The organism is Bacillus yunxiaonensis, from assembly GCF_037104695.1.
In the GTDB taxonomy this organism is placed as follows: domain Bacteria; phylum Bacillota; class Bacilli; order Bacillales; family Bacillaceae_G; genus Bacillus_A; species Bacillus_A yunxiaonensis.
The window spans coordinates 131,203-149,388 of sequence record NZ_JBAWSV010000009.1 but is presented as its reverse complement, the minus strand read 5'-3'; the positions used below and the strand labels follow the sequence as shown (position 1 = coordinate 149,388).

At 36.6% G+C, this 18,186-nt stretch carries 14 protein-coding genes; 12 read left to right on the top strand and 2 right to left on the bottom strand.

What is annotated here, in order from left to right:
* Window positions 1–43 precede the first annotated feature (43 nt).
* Window positions 44–1,405: a transglutaminase domain-containing protein gene (locus WAX78_RS21490; RefSeq protein WP_336484084.1), complete on the bottom strand. Its 1,362-nt coding sequence runs from the start codon at window positions 1,403–1,405 to the stop codon at window positions 44–46.
* A gap of 449 nt (window positions 1,406–1,854) precedes the next feature.
* Between WAX78_RS21490 and WAX78_RS21485 the strand changes: the two genes are divergently transcribed.
* From WAX78_RS21485 to WAX78_RS21445, 9 genes are all read left to right on the top strand, one after another.
* Complete coding sequence (locus tag WAX78_RS21485) at window positions 1,855–5,871, top strand: Pls/PosA family non-ribosomal peptide synthetase (protein WP_336484083.1); 4,017 nt, start codon at window positions 1,855–1,857, stop codon at window positions 5,869–5,871.
* A 254-nt stretch (window positions 5,872–6,125) separates the two neighbouring features.
* Window positions 6,126–6,596 (top strand): hypothetical protein, encoded by a 471-nt coding sequence (locus WAX78_RS21480; protein ID WP_336484082.1) that lies wholly within the window; start codon window positions 6,126–6,128, stop codon window positions 6,594–6,596.
* A 15-nt stretch (window positions 6,597–6,611) separates the two neighbouring features.
* On the top strand, window positions 6,612–6,905 hold the full coding sequence (locus WAX78_RS21475; RefSeq protein ID WP_336484081.1) for a DUF2653 family protein: 294 nt from the start codon (window positions 6,612–6,614) through the stop codon (window positions 6,903–6,905).
* Window positions 6,906–7,154: 249 nt separating this feature from the next.
* Entirely contained in the window at window positions 7,155–7,859 is a 705-nt protein-coding gene (locus WAX78_RS21470; protein WP_336484080.1) for a metallophosphoesterase family protein, read from the top strand.
* A 434-nt stretch (window positions 7,860–8,293) separates the two neighbouring features.
* On the top strand, window positions 8,294–9,301 hold the full coding sequence (locus WAX78_RS21465; RefSeq protein ID WP_336484079.1) for an HlyD family efflux transporter periplasmic adaptor subunit: 1,008 nt from the start codon (window positions 8,294–8,296) through the stop codon (window positions 9,299–9,301).
* Window positions 9,302–9,303: 2 nt separating this feature from the next.
* Window positions 9,304–10,041 (top strand): ABC transporter ATP-binding protein, encoded by a 738-nt coding sequence (locus WAX78_RS21460; protein WP_336484078.1) that lies wholly within the window; start codon window positions 9,304–9,306, stop codon window positions 10,039–10,041.
* Window positions 9,989–11,158, top strand: coding sequence for an ABC transporter permease (locus tag WAX78_RS21455; RefSeq protein ID WP_336484077.1), 1,170 nt, complete (start codon window positions 9,989–9,991; stop codon window positions 11,156–11,158). Before WAX78_RS21460 ends, WAX78_RS21455 begins: the two co-directional genes overlap by 53 nt.
* 338 nt (window positions 11,159–11,496) lie before the next feature.
* Window positions 11,497–12,168, top strand: coding sequence for a response regulator transcription factor (locus WAX78_RS21450; protein WP_336484075.1), 672 nt, complete (start codon window positions 11,497–11,499; stop codon window positions 12,166–12,168).
* Window positions 12,165–13,457, top strand: a complete 1,293-nt coding sequence (locus WAX78_RS21445) for a sensor histidine kinase (protein ID WP_336484074.1) — start codon at window positions 12,165–12,167, stop codon at window positions 13,455–13,457. The genes WAX78_RS21450 and WAX78_RS21445 overlap by 4 nt, the downstream gene beginning before the upstream one ends.
* Window positions 13,458–13,619: 162 nt before the next feature.
* Here the strand turns inward: WAX78_RS21445 and WAX78_RS21440 are convergent, their stop codons facing one another.
* Entirely contained in the window at window positions 13,620–14,264 is a 645-nt protein-coding gene (locus WAX78_RS21440) for an alpha/beta hydrolase (protein WP_336484073.1), read from the bottom strand.
* A gap of 480 nt (window positions 14,265–14,744) precedes the next feature.
* Here WAX78_RS21440 and WAX78_RS21435 point away from each other — a divergent pair, with 480 nt between their 5' ends.
* The 3 genes from WAX78_RS21435 (at window position 14,745) to WAX78_RS21425 (ending at window position 18,022) form a co-directional block, all read left to right on the top strand.
* Window positions 14,745–16,238 (top strand): carbohydrate-binding protein, encoded by a 1,494-nt coding sequence (locus WAX78_RS21435; protein ID WP_336484071.1) that lies wholly within the window; start codon window positions 14,745–14,747, stop codon window positions 16,236–16,238.
* A gap of 483 nt (window positions 16,239–16,721) precedes the next feature.
* Window positions 16,722–17,159, top strand: a complete 438-nt coding sequence (locus WAX78_RS21430) for a hypothetical protein (RefSeq protein ID WP_336484070.1) — start codon at window positions 16,722–16,724, stop codon at window positions 17,157–17,159.
* 89 nt (window positions 17,160–17,248) lie between these two features.
* Window positions 17,249–18,022: a transporter gene (locus tag WAX78_RS21425; RefSeq protein WP_336484110.1), complete on the top strand. Its 774-nt coding sequence runs from the start codon at window positions 17,249–17,251 to the stop codon at window positions 18,020–18,022.
* The last annotated feature ends 164 nt before the right edge of the window (window positions 18,023–18,186 follow it).

Sequence of the window (18,186 nt, the reverse complement as noted above, 5' to 3'; positions counted from 1 at the left end):
GGACAGTGGGGGATGAAGCCCTCCACTGATAGGAAGTTTCACTTTACTTCCAAGAACCGTCTTGATTCAAGAAATACCATTTCCCATTATCTTGAATCCATCCAGTTTTCATAACACCAGAGGAATCGAAGAAGTACCATTTCCCTCCGTTTTGCACCCATCCAATCTTCATAACTCCGGAAGAATCAAGGAAATACCATTTACCGTTATCTTGAATCCATCCAGTTTTCATAACACCAGAGGAATCGAGGAAGTACCATTTCCCTCCATCTTGCACCCATCCAGTCTTCATAGCCCCGGAAGAATCAAGGAAATACCATTTCCCATTATCTTGAATCCATCCAGTTTTCATAGCACCAGAGGAATCGAGGAAGTACCATTTTCCCCCGTTTTGTACCCATCCAGTCTTCATACTCCCGGAAGAATCAAAGAAATACCACTTACCATTCTTTTGAATCCATCCTTTTTGTATGGAGTTATTTTGGTTTTGTGATTCATAAGGTAGATGTGCATCCTGTAAGATTTTTTTATAAGCCGTTGCTTTTGGGTCACCGTTATTAATTTTTTGTGAAAGTTCTTTTGCATAATTTGTTGTTGCAGAAGGATATTGGCTATGGTCCCAAACATGGTCGCCTGAGATTTGATCGTCTGTTAAATCAAAATAAGAATACGTGACTCTGTTTTGTACATCTGGAACGGGATCATCGAAAGTCGTATCAAGATGGTACCATTTTCCTTCTATTTCAACGAGATTCCATGCATGTGGTTGTCCATTTCCAGTTCCCTCAACAATCCTTACATGAAGGCCAGCTTCTTTTAACAACTGATATGTTAATAACGCATATCCTTGGCATACAGCAGAATGATTAGTTAACGCTTCGTATGCTGTATGCGCTTGCAATGAAGTGTCATATGAGATGAGTTTTACAACATAGTCATGCACGGCCTTTACTTTTTCATGGTCGTCCATATTTATTGTAATAATGGAATTGATAATTTGTTCCGCTTGTTCTGCTACATATTGTGCCTGTTCTTTTGATTCTAAGTAGTTCATAGTTAATGTAAGTGTATAACTACCCGGTAGTCCTCGAATAGAAAAGTTGGCGTTACCTACAGTGTTGCGTAAATAATCATTTTCTTTAAGTATTTCACGATATGAATTTATAAGTTGATTAAGTATTTCTTGTATATTACTACTTTGTGTATTATACGGAAGGACAATTTTTGTCTCACGATTATTAAGATGGGCTGTGAGTTGTTGTTTAAATTGCTGTAATAATTGTTCATCATTTTGTGAGATTGCTAGTTTTGTTTCTGCATAACTATGAGAAGGTATAGTAGATATGCCAAGAACGAATGTAGAACAAAGAGTTAGTATCGAAATATGCTTTTTATATGATTTCATAGTAGTGTGTCCACTCCCTTAAACGTGTGTCGTATATTTCTAAATAAAAGTCCTATCAATTTCTATTTAAAATTATCTTACTAATTTTTACAAGTGTATTTTTGTGAATTTATTACTTTATTAGGAAATTTTGATTTTAAAATAAGAGTACCGCTGTAAAAACCTCATTACTAAATTTAATGGAATACAGTGAAACTTCTATCAATGAATGATGAAGAAAATTCCTGTTGACGGAGGGGTCAATATATATAATTTTTTTTGTATATATATTGAACACATGGCGGACACACTTTTGACATATGTGTGTGCTATATTTCAAATGAAAGCTGTTTGCTCTTGTTCTTCGTATTTTTTGCGTAATCATACGAGTACGCCATTCACACAGCTTTTAGTAGTAAAAAACGATTTGTTATTCATTATATGTTAGTTTTTGGAAAGGATTGAATTGTATGAGGTCTACACTTGAAGCATCTACACATACGCATTTTCCTCCTTTCGAATGGAATTACGGTCAAAGGAAACCAGAACTTCTTAAAGAGGAATGCTTACATTATATATTTGAAGAAACTGTAGATCGTTACGAAAATAGAATAGCTGTTATTTGTGACGATAGAACGATAACGTATAGAGAGCTAGAAGTAGAAGCGAATAAATTAGCAAGATATTTACGATCGAAAGGAATTAAACGCGGCAGCTGTGTAGCGATTCTTCTTGATCGGTCTATAGAAACTTATATTGCGATGATAGGTATTATGAAGGCGGGAGCTGCATATGTGCCGCTAGATCCGAGTTATCCGGAAGATCGGGTGCAATATATTGTACAAGACTGCGGTATTGCTGCAGTTATTATGACTGAGGAAATTGCTGCTCGGTATCATGTAGAATGCTTAGCTGTACGATTGGATCAAGAGGCTGCGTTGATTACAAATCAAGACGGTGAACGCTTATGTAAAGAAGAAGTGCAAGTACAATGTGAGGATTTGTCCTACATTATTTACACTTCAGGCACTACAGGGCGTCCTAAAGGCGTGCTAATCGAGCATCATACTGCAGCTCATGTTGTGAGAGCTTCGCAAACCTTTTATAACGTTGTGCCAGAAGATCGAGTGTATCAAGGATTTACGACTGCGTTTGATGCTTCTGTGGAAGAAATTTGGATGGCATTTTCAAATGGTGCAGCTCTTGTAGTTGGTACACGTAAGTTACAGCAAAGCGGAATGGAGTTACCGAAGAGGTTGACGGAGCTTGGCGTGACTGTTCTTTCTTGTGTACCAACATTGCTTACGATGTGGGAAGAAGATATTCCGACACTTCGTTTGTTAATTGTAGGAGGAGAAGAGTGTCCAAGTCATATTGTGAAGCGCTGGTGTCGTTCAGGAAGACGCATGATGAATACGTACGGTCCAACAGAGGCAACAGTAATTGCGACTTATGCAGAATGTGATCCGAACAAACCAGTGACAATTGGAAAACCCCTTCCTAACTATACTGTTTATATTTTAGATGAACAGATGCATCCCATTCCAATTGGAGAGTCTGGTGAATTATATATTGGAGGTGCCGGATTAGCTCGTGGCTATGTGAATCGAGAAGAGTTAACGAAAGAAAAGTTCGTTGATAATCCATTTTGTAAAACGCCTTTTGATTCTTCACGTTTATATCGGACAGGAGACTTAGTTCGTTTTAACGAGCAAGGAGACATTGAATTTTTAGGGAGAATTGACAGTCAGGTAAAAATTCGTGGATATCGAGTTGAGCTGAACGAAATTGAAGCAGTTATTATGGCCGTTCCCGATGTACGCAATGCCGTTGTGAATGTACATGAGCAAGCACCTGGACTACAAGTATTAGTTGCTTATCTTGTATTGGATGAAGGAAAAACGTTGGATATATCTGTTATACACAATCGTCTTAAAGAACGTCTTCCTGCATATATGGTACCTTCTTATATTGAGGTGCTTGATGAACTTCCGACTCTTTTAAGCGGGAAAGTCGATCGTAAGAGTTTACCTGCACCGACGGGACAGCATCGTTTCCATAAAGAATATATAGCGCCTTGTAATGAAACGGAAGAAATAATTGCAAAGGCATGGCAAGAAGTTTTCCAGCAAGAGATGATTTCCGTTACAGAGCATTTCTTTGATGATTTAGGAGGGCATTCTCTATTTGCTGCGCTTGTCGTATCAAAACTTCGGGAACATAGCATGATGACGGGAATGGCTGTTTCAGATGTATATACACATCCAACAATTAAACAACTTTCTGATTTTATACAATCACAATGTAGAACGGAAACAAAACAACCAGTTCGTAAAGAACTACCTCCCGTGTCAGATAGCGTGTATAAGAGAAATGGACTTATGCAGGGAATAAGTATATATGCTCTTGCGCTGCTAGCATCTTTGCCGTTTGTGCTTGTGTATTTATATTTATCTAATAGTCCATGGGGAGATGAACAAATTTTCCTTGCTGTGGTTTCCACGTTTGCTATTTATTGCCCGGCTACGATTATTATTTCTATTGCGGCAAAGTGGCTCTTAATTGGTCGCTTTAAAGAGGGAGAGTATCCACTTTGGGGAAATTATTATTTTCGTTGGTGGCTTGTGCGCCGAATTCAAGCACTTGCACCGGTTAGCTTCTTAACAGGAACACCGTTTTTAAATTGGTATTATCGTCTGATGGGAGCGAAAATCGGAAGAGATTGTTATATTGGCACGCAGCACGTGCATTCGTTTGACTTAATTGAAATCGGGAATGAAAGCAGTATTGGATTGGACGCACAGCTGCTTGGTTACACAGTTGAAGGGAACATGCTGAAAATCGGTAAAATTTCAGTGGGAAACAACTGTTATATTGGATCAAATGCTGTTATTTCACCTAATACAACTGTCCAAGATCACTCGCAATTAGGAGAGCAATCGATGCTTCCTTCTAATATGGTTATACCATCTAATGAGCGTTGGAGCGGCTCTCCTGCACGACAAACAAATGTAAAAGATGATCATGTAGAAGCGATGGCAGCTTTTACAGCAAAACAAAACAGATTGCATCGTTTCGGACTTGGCGCATTGTATATACTTGGAATCATTATGCTTATGCTCGTTCCAAGCATGAGTTTTTTACCAGCTATTTTTCTAATACGAGGCTTATTTCCATATATGGGAGCTTGGGAGTTGCTTTTAGCACCTATATTTTCGCTTATTGGTGTAGTTACGTTATGTTTTGTAATCGTATTGCTAAAACGAGTTATACTAGGCCGAGTAAAAGAAGGACAATATTCTTTGCATAGCACATTTTATGTACGAAAATGGTTTGTAGATAAGCTACTTATGATGAGCTTAGTATTCAACAATTCGCTGTATGCGACAATTTATGCAGCGCCATTTCTACGTCTACTCGGTGCGAAAATGGGGAAAATGGTTGAAGTTTCTACAGTTACGAATATTGCCCCGGATTTACTAATCGCGGGTGAAGGCAGCTTTATTGCTGATGCTGTTTCTATTGGCACACCAAAAGTATTTCGTAATCAAATTCATATTGCGAAAACAAAGATTGGAAGCCGTACGTTTATTGGAAATAGCGCTCATATTGAAGGAGGAAAAACAATCGGAAATGGTTGTTTAATTGGAGTTATGTCTGTTCCTCCTGAAGAAAAAGAGATTTCGGATGATACATCATGGTTAGGTTCACCATCTATATTTTTACCAAACCGAGACATTAATACTTCTTTTTCGGAAGAGGAAACATATCATCCAACAAGAAATCTTTATATAAAACGACTTATGATTGAATTTTGTCGCGTTACGCTTCCTGGTGCTTTTGCGATTTGGATTAGTGGCTTTTTAGTGTTTAGCCTCTGGGAGGAAACTCGCTATTTTTCTGCCCTCGAGACCATTGCGTTGTTTCCATTGTTGTCTATAGGAGCAGGTTTGCTAGCATCAGGAGCAGTTGTTCTTATTAAAAGGTTGCTTATTGGCAGTTATGAGCAGACAGCGAAGCCACTATGGAGCACATTTGTATGGCGCAGTGAATTAGTGACAGCTTTATACGAAAATGTGACTGTCCCTTACTTGTTAAATCTATTTCTTGGGACACCATTTGCTCGCTATATTCTTGGTTGGTTTGGTGTGAAAGTAGGAGAAAGAGTCTTCCTGGATTCTACACACATATCAGAATTTGATTTGGTCCATATTGGAAATGGGGCTGCTATTAACTTGAACAGTACATTGCAGACGCATCTATTTGAGGACCGTGTGATGAAAATGTCCAATCTTGTTATTGGTGATAATTGTTCAATCGGAAATGGTTCTGTTGTTTTATATGATACAGTTATGAATCAAGGATCATCGCTTGGAAATCTTTCGCTTGTCATGAAAGGAGAAACTTTGCCAGCTTATACACATTGGGAAGGGACATCTGCTCATTATTGTTATGCCAAGCAGAGACAAGTTAAGGAAGTCGGGTGATTTCATATGCCAAAAATATATGCTGTGCATATGGAGAAAGAGACGTTCATCAATTGGGAGCGTCCTCTTTCTTTTATTACAATCATAGCGGGAAATGCAGAAGAACTGTTCTGATTTTTGTTGTTTTATCTTAAAAAACATAGTGTTAGCAAGGACTTTCAACTATAGCTATCCCTTGTACAAAATACGTGCAAGAAATAGAAAAGTTGCTTATACTATTGCTACAATTCATTTTTATTAAAAGAGGGATTCAGATGAATATAAGTAAGAAAATTTTCACGCTAATGTTAGCTTTCACGTTGTTTGCCTTACCAACATTTGCACAGGCAAAAACTTTTAGTGGCGGTAAATCGTCAGTTTCATCTCATTCTAGTAGTGGTGGATTCAGCACGAAAGGATCAACTTCTGGTTCTAGTAGTTATCGTTCTTCAGATGGGACATATCATTCTGGCTATAAATCTTCGTCATCAAATGTGCAATCGAAGAAACCAGCTTCTGTAGATCAGCATACATCGCAGCCACAGCCAGCTCCTAAAAAATCTAGCTTCTGGGGTCATGCAGCATCATTTGGGGCAGGAGCTTTACTAGGTAGTATGCTACATCCATTTGGAAATCATGGAGTTGGTGGAGTAGGCGGAAGCTTTTTCTCTAGTGGTTTATTAATAGATATTGTCATCATTTTAGCAATTGTTTGGATTCTGCGACGTATTTTCGCAAGACGTTAAGAAGGAGAGACAATAATGAAGATTTTCTTTACTGAACAGGATGTAGTTGATGCGGTTTGTGTGCATGCGGCCTCTATCCACGCGTATCGTCCGGAACAAATTGATGTTGATTTGCAGTTTCATCCGAATAGGGGATTTGGCGCTAGTGCTCGTTTACCGTACCGAACTGTAGAGCTTGGTGAACAGGAGTTAATTGATGCAATTGCATTTTATCTAAGGGAATATCACAACTTTATTCCAGAAAGTTTGCGTATTGACTTACAATTCCATGAGCAAACAGGATTTGCAGCGGATATCGAAGTAGCGTAGATAAGAAAACATTCCGTAAGTTAAGTTACTTTAAGAAAATTGTATGAAAAATGTTGTTTTACGGAATGAATAGATAGAAATGAAAAAGTAAATTGATTATAGTACATGAAACATGTTTAAAAGACTAGCGTCTAAATAGACGCTAGTCTTTTATTTTAGTAATATCCTTTTAGTTTGAAAATTGAGATATTAATAGAGTCTCTCTATAATATGAATTAACTTTTATAAATTAGAAAGAAGGAAATACATATGAGAAGGATGCTTGTGATAAGTGATGTTCATGGCGAATTAGAGAGATTTGAAGAGTTATTAGAAAAAGTAGAATACAATCCAAAAGAAGATCAACTCATTTTGCTGGGAGATTATGTAGATCGTGGTCTTAATGCTAAAGAGGTAATTGAAAAAGTAATGCGATTAAAAGAAGCTGGTGCACTAGTCTTAAAAGGTAATCATGAAGATATGATGATAAAAGCTTTAACGACAGAGGAAGAGAAATTTTGGAATCATTGGGTAAAGAGAAATGGAGGAGATCAAACGTTACATAGCTACGGTTTTTCTGAAAGGGATATTGCTGTAAATGAAGAGGAGTTCATAAGACCACAGTTACATTCTGAAGTGTTAGAACAACATTTAGAATTCATAAAAGGCTTAGATCACTATATTGAAACAGATGAGTATATTTTTGTTCATGCGGGTGTACAACCAATGACACCTGTTTCTGAAACAGATGCGCATACATTGATGTGGATTAGAAATGAGTTTCATAATGGATATAATGGTGAGAAAATTGTTGTCTTTGGGCATACAGAAACGAAAATTCTTCACGGGGATAACGAGAATTTTGATGTGTATTTTGGTGAAAATCGTATCATTGGTATTGATGGAGGGGCTGTATACGGCGGCCAGCTGAACTGTTTAGAATTGCCAAGTCAAAAAGTATATTCTATAAAATAAGAAAGATTCCCTATACAAACGAGCTAATGTAGGGGAAAAGAAGAGATAAGGGATCAAAACAATGATGAAACCTTATCTCTTTTTTATTTGTTTGTATCATTCATAATTAATATTCCTTGCTTCGTTATTTGTTTAATTCCATTACTACATTTTTGCCGTTTACAAGAACCTCGATTACTGCAACTGCAATTTCTATCATTTTTTTCATCTCTTATCTCTCCATATTTTTTTGTTTCATTTCGTACTTTTAGTGTAGTAAAAAGCTCATTTCCTAACTGTTGAATTAGGTGACGTAAGAATTACAGTGTTGTAAGGAATGAGATTTAAATGAATAACACTAGCAAATTAAAAAATTTATTTTTATTAAGGGAATTTTAAGGAATAGATTCGATAATAAGTCTTATTTAATGAACCATAGAAAAGGAGATAGGACTGTGAAAAAATGGATTAGTATTTTAGGGGTTCTTATCATTGTACTTGGTGCAGGGGCTTGGTATGTATTGAAGAATAAGTCGCAACCAGTGATGAATCAAGCAGTAAGTGTGGCAGTTCAAAAAGGGAAACTAGATGTGAAAGTAACAGGTTCTGGTTCTACTCAATCTGTGACAAATGAAGATATTACAGCAGACTCAAATAAAGTAGTCGATTCAGTATTAGTTTCAGCAAATGATGTTGTAAAAAAGGGTCAGGAGTTAATTACATTTACAGATGGAAGTGATTCAATTGTAGCGCCAGCTGATGGAACGATTACATCTATATCAGTGCAAGCTGGAGATCGTGTAACAAGTGGGAAGGCTGTTGCTCATATTACAAACTACAGTGATTTAGAAACAATTATTCAAGTTGATGAATTAGACATTCCAAAAGTGCAGGTTGGACAAAGTGTAACATTAAAAGTGAATTCATTCCCAGATACAACCTATACAGGAAAGGTAACAGATGTAGCGAAGGAAGGAACAGTTTCTAATGGTGTATCCTCCTTTAATGTAACGGTTCATATCGATGATCCAAAAGATGTGAAAATTGGAATGACAACAGAAGCTAGCATTTTGACTGATAGTAAAGATAATGTTCTATATGTTCCAGTAGAAGCAGTTCATACAAGAGGAGATCAAAAATTCGTTCTTGTTCAATCTTCAACAGCTTCTTCTAATGGACAGACAAGTTCTAAGGGTAAGACAAATTCTAATGGACAGGCAAATATGGAACGAAAACTTGTTAAAACAGGTATTCATAATGAAGATTACGTAGAAATTACGGAAGGATTGCAAGAAGGCGATCATGTTCAATTACCTATGGCTGCACAAGGAAATGCAGCAAATAATAACAACAATAAACAAAAAGGCTTTATGATGTCACCAGGCGGAGGCATGGGAGGCGGCTACGGTGGCGGCTACGGCGGCGGAGGTATGAATAGAAATAGAGCTGGGGGGAGAGGGTGAGAATGAAACCAATTATTGAGATTCATAATATGGCTAAATCATATGAGATGGGCGGCGAAATTGTACGTGCGCTCGATAATGTTTCTCTTACAATCTATGAAGGTGATTTTCTCTCCATTATCGGTCCTTCTGGATCAGGAAAATCTACGTTTATGAATATGGTTGGTTGTTTAGATCGTCCAGATGATGGACAGTATCTATTGGATGGAGATGCAGTAGATAAGATGAATGATAATCAACTAGCCACGATTCGAAATGAAAAAATCGGATTCATTTTTCAAAACTTTAATTTGCTTACAAAATTAACTGCGCTTGAAAATATTGAATTGCCCCTTTTATATCGAGGGATGAGTCAAAAGGAAAGAACAAATATGGCGTATAGTTGTTTAGAGAAAGTGGGTTTACAAGAGAGGGCTCATCATTTGCCGAGCCAATTGTCAGGTGGACAGCAGCAGCGCGTTGCGATCGCACGCGCTTTAGCTGGAAACCCGCCAATCTTATTAGCGGATGAACCGACAGGGGCATTAGATAGCAAAACAAGTGAAGAGATTATTGAGGTAATGAAAGAGCTGCATGCGCAGGGACATACAATTATTTTAATTACGCACGATTTAGAAGTAGCAAAACAAGCAAGCCGGATTGTTCGTATACAAGATGGGCAATTGTTTGAAAGTAGAGGTGAGTACATTGGGACTGATACAATCCGTCAAAATGGCAATGCGCAGTATCAAAGGCAATAAGTTACGAGCATTTTTAACGATGTTAGGGATTATTATTGGTGTTGCGTCTGTTATTGTACTTGTCTCAATTGGTCAAGGCTCAAGTCAAGCTGTAACAAATCAAATTAATAGCTTAGGGACGAATTTGTTAACAGTAAACATGATGGGATCTGACACGATAAAACTTACTGAGGAAGATGTTGCAAAGTTTCAAAAGATTGATGGAATAAAAAACATGTCCCCTGTTGTTTCAGGACGAGTTACTGTAAAAAATGGGAAGGTTTCAACACAAGTATCACTTACTGGAACAAATAGTTCTTATGAGCAAGTTCGCGATATGAAAGTAAATGAAGGTCGCTTTTTATCAGATATGGATGTAGAATATAGACAAAAAGTTATTGTACTTGGTGCGAATACAGCACAAAATCTATTTGGATTTGAAAGTCCAGTTGGAAAATATGTACAAGTAAATGGTACGTCTTTTAAAATAGTAGGTGTACTTGCTTCAAAAGGTGGTTCTATGGGACAAAGCGGTGACGATGTTATTATTATGCCGCTAAGTACAGCACAGCGAATTGTAAAGAATACAAGTATACAGACAGTGTATGTACAAGTGAGCAGTGAGGAAAAAATAAATACTGTCATGGCACAAATTCAAAATAAATTAGCTGTAATGTTCCCGAATAAGCAAGATAACTACAGCGTATTTAATCAAAAAGATTTAGTAGATACGATGAGTTCGGTAACAGGTACAATGACGATGATGCTCGGAGGAATTGCTTGCATTTCTTTATTAGTTGGCGGAATCGGAATTATGAATATTATGCTTGTATCTGTCTCAGAACGAACGAAAGAAATTGGCATTCGTAAAGCAATTGGGGCGAAAAGAAGAGATATTTTATTACAATTTCTCATTGAATCAGTAGTACTAAGTTCGCTTGGAGGATTAATCGGAATGGGAATAGGGCTATTGGTTGCAAAGGTTCTTTCCGCGGCAACCGGTATGACGGTTGCTTATTCTCTTCCTATTACATTGCTTGCATTTTTATTCTCCTTATTAGTAGGAGTTGGATTTGGGGTGTTTCCAGCCAATAAAGCATCGAAGTTGCACCCTATTCAAGCACTTCGATATGAATAGAACATGTTATAGGCAGTAGTTTTGCCTAGAAATTGAAGCGATCGCATACTGCGGCCGCTTTCTTTTGCTAGTAGAAAGTGGAACTTCCATCAGTGGAGGAGTTACTCTATGATAGTCTTATAAGTAAATTTCTTTTGTGGTTCCTCATAATCTAGGGGGGGTACTGCTCGTTAATGCGAGATAAAGCAGTGATTTTTTTATCCCTACTGATTTGCATCATCAATCGGACTTTTACGAACAGTTATTGTCCGCCTATCTTCTTTGTTTTTTAGAATGATGAGGTGAAAGTCTTATTGTTCGTGAATAACCGAAGAAAAAATAAGAGGTGAAGAAGTGAGATGCGTTTATTAGTTGTGGAAGATCATCCTCCATTATTGGAGTCAATTACACAAATTTTACGAAATGAATTTGAAGTAGATACAGCAAAAAATGGTGAGGAAGGATTATTTTTAGCATTGCAAAATATTTATGATGCAATTCTTCTAGATGTGATGCTTCCAGAGATGGATGGATTTGAAGTAATTCAGCGAATTAGAAGTGAAAAGATTCAAACGCCTGTTTTATTCCTTACTGCAAAAGACTCTTTAGAAGATCGAGTAAAAGGATTGGACTTTGGCGGAGATGATTATTTAGTGAAACCGTTTCAGGCGCCAGAACTTCAAGCGAGAATTCGCGCTTTATTAAGAAGGAGCGGAAGCTTAACAACCAATCAAACGATTCAGTACCGTGGTATTGAGTTGTTTGGAAAAGAGAAAGATATTCAAGTGGATGAGGTACCTATAAAATTAACGTTAAAGCAATATGAACTATTGGAATATCTGATTCAAAATAGCGGGAAGATTTTAATGCGCGAACAAATTTTTGATAGAGTATGGGGATTTGATTCTGATACAACAGTAGCGATTGTGGAGGTATATGTGCATCATCTGCGAAAAAAATTAGAACCATTTGGTTATCATAAAGATATTCAAACTGTTCGTGGGATTGGATATATATTAAAAGAACAATGAGAAAACAGAGTATGTTTCAAAAGACGCGCATTCGACTTACGATTTTGAACTCATTAGTATTCATCATATTCATTGGTATGTTAGGAAATGTTATTTATTCATATACACATAAACGTTTATATGAAGGAATAGATGATTCAATGGATAGGTTCATTAAGAAACTAGAACAAGGGGACAAGTCTATTCCAAGTCATTTTGATTTTAACAAGGACCTGCATATCGGTGATTCTCGGATTATCGTTTTACAATGGGATGCAAAGAATCAACTGATAGGGATGGAACCGCGACTTCTAGATCCAGACTTTTTTGAGAGAAATCAATCGAAGTTATTTCCTAAAACATTTGGAGAACGGCAAGATATAGAAGTGGAAGGTATGAACTTTCGGATGATTGCAGCTCAGGGAGATACGGATTTAGGAAAAGTCACGTTTGAAGTATTGAGGGAAATAAATCCTGAAAAGGAAATGCTGCATACACTTCTGCTTATTCTTGTAATTGGATGCAGTATAGGAAGCATATGTGCGGTGGGAATTGGATTTTTCTTAGCTGGAAAGGCGCTTATACCAATTAAGAATGCTTGGCATAAACAACAGCAATTTGTTTCAGATGCTTCGCATGAACTAAGGACTCCTTTGGCGGTAATTCAATCGAAAACGGATGTATTATTTCAATCACCTACTGCAACGATAGAAGATAAGGCGATGGATATTTCGACTATATCAAAGGAATGCCGCCGCTTATCCAAACTAGTTGCAAACTTACTAACATTAGCACGTTCTGATTCAGATCAAATTGAAATGGATAAGAAAACTTTTGCACTAGATGAATTGCTAAGTGAAATTGTAAATCCTTATTCGGAAATTGCTTTGTTTGAAGAAAAAACAATTACGTTAGATGTCGTTCCTTCTATTTCGTTTATGGGAGATAAAGAGCGTATTCATCAATTAATTGTAATTTTATTAGATAATGCGATGAAGTATACAAATGCAGGTGGAAATATTAAAGTATCTTGCTTTGAAACAACAAATGGGATTGTAATTCAAGTGAAAGATGATGGTGTTGGTATCGCTGAAGAAGACATCCCAAAAATTTTTGATCGTTTTTATCAAGGTGATAAAGCAAGGGCGGCATCAAACGGAGCTGGATTAGGTCTTTCTATTGCAAACTGGATTGTTGAGAAGCATTACGGGAAAATAAAAGTGCATAGCAAAATCGGAGAAGGTACTTGTTTTGAAATTATATTTCCAAAGAATCAAAAAGTACGAAATATGTATATGAAAGAAAAATAGGCAATTAAAAAAGACGATTTTGTTTCATACTAACGGGTTCGGCTTTGAAGTACAAAATTAAAAATAACTATTTAAAAAGAGGTGCAATTAGCACCTCTTTTGCATTTACTTTAGCAATGAAATTAGCACCAAAATTGGTGAACTTTTGATAGCAGTTTATCCCTAATTTGTTCTAACGGTTTCTTGGAGTTTTTCCATTACCCTTGATAAAGCTACAATTGAATTTGTTGTTTCAAATTCTCCAACATCTAAGGAATGGTTTGCATTTTGGACAACATCAATCTTTAAATTTGATTTACTTAATTGGTCAATTTGATTTGAATTGTAATGATGGTCTTTATCCCCAATAACTAAAAGCCCTTGATGTTCACTATTCAAGATTGAATCAAAAATTGAATCAGACTGTAACAGCGGAGTAAGTAAAATCATTTTTGACTTTAAGAATTCATCTCTCTTCATTAAGTCATTCACTATTGGAATTGTTCCGAGTGATTTGCCTAAAAAAATCGAATTGTTGTATTGCCCATTTTTTAAAACATCTAAAATCACGGGATTAATATCATCCATCATTATTTTGGTTAGTTCTTCAATCGTTTTTTTCATTGTTTGCTTATCATAGGAGTAATGGATATGGACAACGTCGACTTTGTTTTGGAGCATTACCATCGTTGAATAATAAAACAAGGGTTTATCGTAATTGTAACCTGAACCTGAAAACATAAAGCAAATCGTTTTGTAACCCATTTCTATATGTGTATAACGAATCGCTTTGTCGTTTGTTTGTATCTCCTTTTTATTTCCTTTCATCATTTTCCCCTCCGAAACTTTTATAACATCATAACATAAATTACCAATTTATTAATAAAAAAATCATCCTCTTTATAGTAGGATGATTTATCGGAAATACACACGTTCATAGTTTGCTTGATTCATGGGGGATTGCTATCACGATACATACCCTTCTGAAGGAACTTTTATAGTTATGTGATCAGTAAATAGTTGAAAAAAATTAATTTGAAACATCGGAAAGAATTAGACAGACGAATAAGCTGCCACATTCATTGGGATAATCATGAGTCCGTTTCGAACTAAGCATTTTCATGTTATGTGTCGGTGGTTTTTCGTTATTGTTCAATAAAAATATACAAAAAATCACAATATTATTGGTTAAAAACGACAAAATTAAACAAATATTTCACATAACACTAATATAGCGTTTACAAAACTTCTTTATATTTAGCATTATTACCGGTATGACAACATCAAAAAATATAAGGAAGGTGTATGATGAAAAAACGTATTCGAACTAAAAAACTATTGTCATTAGTTGCCGTAAGTGCAATTACCATCACTTCATTATTCAGCAGTGTTCCAAAAGCTTTCGCGTGGTCTTGCGATGATCCGCATAATCAAGATCAAAGTACACATCTTTTTATCGTAAACAACGGTATGAAACTTATTTCCGGCAATGCGGATTCTGCAATTAACAAGCCAACCACTCTGCTTGCGCAGTTTCGTGATCGTTGGGAGCAAGGCTTGTACGATGCTGATCACATTAATCCTTTTTATGATTCTAGCACATTTATGTCCCACTTTTATGACCCGGACACGCAAACGAATTATGCGGGACTGTCTTATCCAACAGCACGTCAATCAGGGGCGAAATATTTTAATCTAGCATCGAACTACTACAAAAATGGCGATTTTTACAATGCATTCTATTACTTAGGGGTATCTTTGCACTATTTTACAGATGCTACAATGCCTCTTCATGCTTCAAATATTTCCAATCTTGATCATCAAGCACCTGGATATCATTCGAAACTCGAATCATATTCCGAAAGTATTCAAAATCAAGTGACGGTTCCAGATTCAGGTCTATTTAATTGGGTATCTTCAACCGATCCTGAGCTATGGATTCATCAAGCTGCAGTACAAGCGAAATCCGTTATGCCTCAAGTATGGAATGATTCTATCATTAGTTGGTTCTGGCAAGCAGCTACCAGTAATTATTATTCCGACATGTGGAAGAACGCCGTAAAAACTCCGATCCTTAATCAGTTGAATCAAGCGGAGCGTGAGACTGCTGGATTCATAGATATGTTTTTTCGCTCAAACGGTGTTGAAATGCCTGTGACGGTTTACAGTGGAACTGGTGCATCAGAATTACTCGGCTCTGGAAATTATAATTATGACCAGCTCGTAAAAGGTATTGGCAATGATGCCATTTCTTCCATCCACATTGCGCCAGGCTATCAAGTAACTTTATTTGCAGATGCAAATTATAGTGGAGCATCGACAGTTGTTACAGGTAATGTTGATGATTTGGGTAACTTAAATCATCAAGTGTCAAGTCTGAAAGTTGAGAAGATCTCAACAAATCCTGCGCCATCCCCGACGATACAAGCTGAGAGTTATAGCGGTTCACAGGGAATATTGACACATAGTGCCGGAACGGGAACTGTGGTAGGCAACATAAATTCCGGAAGCTGGCTGAGTTATGACAATGTTGACTTTGGAACAGGCAAAACAAAGTTTATCGCAAGCGTAGGAATGGATCCTTCATCTGCAACTATAGACAAGCAACTTGAACTGCGGTTGGATAGTCCAACAGGCACCATTATCGGTACATTTACTATAAGCTCTACTGGAGGATGGAATACATATGCTACACAAACCTCCAGCGTATCGGGTGTTTCAGGGATACATAAATTGTATATCGTTTCAAAAGGCAGCGGAGATGGTTTTGGAAATATAGATTGGTTTACATTCAGTTCTTGATAAAATGTTGATATATCTGTGGGACAGGGAGCATTTTGCTTCCTGTTTTTCATTTTGCCCTGATGGCATACGTCATCGTACTTAAAGTCCCAATATAATTAATGAATGTATCATATCTGGCGAGAAGACCCCCACCTCAAGCGGAAACGGTAGGTAGGGGTAGTTCAATTAGGTGGGCGGAATTTAAAGTCTTCTTTTGATAAATTCAGTATTTCATCCGAACTCTTAAAAATATTTGACGCTTACTTTACAAAGACATTTAATTCTAATGCTAACTCATATGCTGAATGATAAAAAAAGAGGTGCGAATTGCACCACTTTTTTTATGTTAATTTAAATTTTGTACTTCAAAACCGAACCTGTTAGTTTTATACAAGGCTGTCTTTTTTAAGGGAAAGTTAAGGAACCCTTTTCATAATAAATATAGACTTAATGACGAATTACAAATGAGAAATGATAAAAAAGGAGAGTGAAGAGTGGAAAATGAAAAGAATGAGAAAACTCCATTTTTGGATTGGGTTAATTGCTTCGGTATTTATTTTTATTCAATCTGCAACAGGGATATATATGTATTTTAATGAAAAAGGCCACGGTGAAAGAATAGGAGGAGCTGCCAATTTTAAAGAACGAGGATTTGGCAGAAATGGTGCTATAGGGAATGGACAAAATGGACAAGGAATGCAAGCTGGGAATTCCGATTTTAATCAAAGAGGTGCAGCGGCAAATGGACAATTTTTTCAAGATAGAAATAATGGGGGACTCAATTCTCTATCAAAATTAGTTAAGGAACTGCATACAGGAGTAATTGGATTAATTGGTGCGATTGTTATGCTTATTTTAGCTGGAACTGGACTATGTATATCTTTTGTCATGTTGCGAGCAAAATGGAGAGTAAAGCGTCAAAAAGACATAAAGGCTTAAGGAACAGTTATGATGAAGGGAGGAAGTGAAAGGTGGTTAGAAAAAAGACGTTTGGTCTACTGGTTGTTGGAGTATTAAGTCTCAGTGTAATGGGTGGAGCTTCAGCTTGTACAAATAAAGAGGTAGATAAAGAAATACAATCATCTCAACCTAGTAGTGCACAAGTCAATGGTGAGACTATACATGCTGCATATACAGAAGATAAAGCACAGAATTTAGGAATTTCCACAGAAGGAAAAGAGCTACTTACACTTGAGAAGGAAATTCATGAAACGGAAGTAGAAAAAGAAGCAAATCAGCTGGGAATTTCTACAGAAGGAAAAGATGCTGGAACACTTTCTGAAGAAATATATGAAGCGAAGGTTAAAAAAGAAGCAGAAAAACTTGGGATACCAGTAGAGGGAAAAGCAATTGTAGATTTAATAGCGGAAATTAATAAAATCAAAATAAAAAGTGAAGCAGAAAAATTAGGAGTTTCTACAGAAGGGAAAGAGATTGGTGCGATAGCTGAAGAGCTTTATGGCACAAAAGTAAAAAACGAAGCAAAGCAACTTGGTATTTCAGAAAAGGGAAAAAGTATGGAAGCGTTAGCGAAAGAAATATATGAAACGAAAATTCAAACAGAAGCGAAAAACCTTCATATTGATTTGTACGGAAAAGATATTTATCAAGTGTTACAAGAAATTAATGATCAAAAGGCTTTGCAAGTGGCAAAAGAGCTTGGGATAGATGTGACGAATAAGGATACACAGCAGCTTACAGAGGAAATTGGAAAACAACAGCCAGACCGAGTGCAAGAACTTCATTTTTCGCCTTGGGTACAAACAGATGCAGAGGCATTTTATTATTATTTAACGTCCTAAAAAGGAGTTTTATAACGTATGCTGGTTTTTCATAAAAAGAAGAGATAAGGGATCAAAACAATGAAACCATATCTCTTTTTATGTTATTGTATGAGTGATATTCATTATTTGTTTAACTCCATTGCAATATTTTTACCATTCACTAAAACTAAGGCTACTGCTAC

Bases quoted from the DNA above. Each gene is read 5' to 3' on its own strand.
- WAX78_RS21430 (WP_336484070.1), top strand. From the start codon at position 16,722: ATGAAAAGAATGAGAAAACTCCATTTTTGGATTGGGTTAATTGCTTCG.
- WAX78_RS21475 (WP_336484081.1), top strand. From the start codon at position 6,612: ATGAAGATTTTCTTTACTGAACAGGATGTAGTTGATGCGGTTTGTGTG.
- WAX78_RS21440 (WP_336484073.1), bottom strand. From the start codon at position 14,264: ATGAAAGGAAATAAAAAGGAGATACAAACAAACGACAAAGCGATTCGT.
- WAX78_RS21460 (WP_336484078.1), top strand. From the start codon at position 9,304: ATGAAACCAATTATTGAGATTCATAATATGGCTAAATCATATGAGATG.
- WAX78_RS21470 (WP_336484080.1), top strand. From the start codon at position 7,155: ATGAGAAGGATGCTTGTGATAAGTGATGTTCATGGCGAATTAGAGAGA.
- WAX78_RS21485 (WP_336484083.1), top strand. From the start codon at position 1,855: ATGAGGTCTACACTTGAAGCATCTACACATACGCATTTTCCTCCTTTC.
- WAX78_RS21445 (WP_336484074.1), top strand. From the start codon at position 12,165: ATGAGAAAACAGAGTATGTTTCAAAAGACGCGCATTCGACTTACGATT.
- WAX78_RS21425 (WP_336484110.1), top strand. From the start codon at position 17,249: ATGGGTGGAGCTTCAGCTTGTACAAATAAAGAGGTAGATAAAGAAATA.
- WAX78_RS21435 (WP_336484071.1), top strand. From the start codon at position 14,745: ATGAAAAAACGTATTCGAACTAAAAAACTATTGTCATTAGTTGCCGTA.
- WAX78_RS21490 (WP_336484084.1), bottom strand. From the start codon at position 1,405: ATGAAATCATATAAAAAGCATATTTCGATACTAACTCTTTGTTCTACA.
- WAX78_RS21480 (WP_336484082.1), top strand. From the start codon at position 6,126: ATGAATATAAGTAAGAAAATTTTCACGCTAATGTTAGCTTTCACGTTG.
- WAX78_RS21450 (WP_336484075.1), top strand. From the start codon at position 11,497: ATGCGTTTATTAGTTGTGGAAGATCATCCTCCATTATTGGAGTCAATT.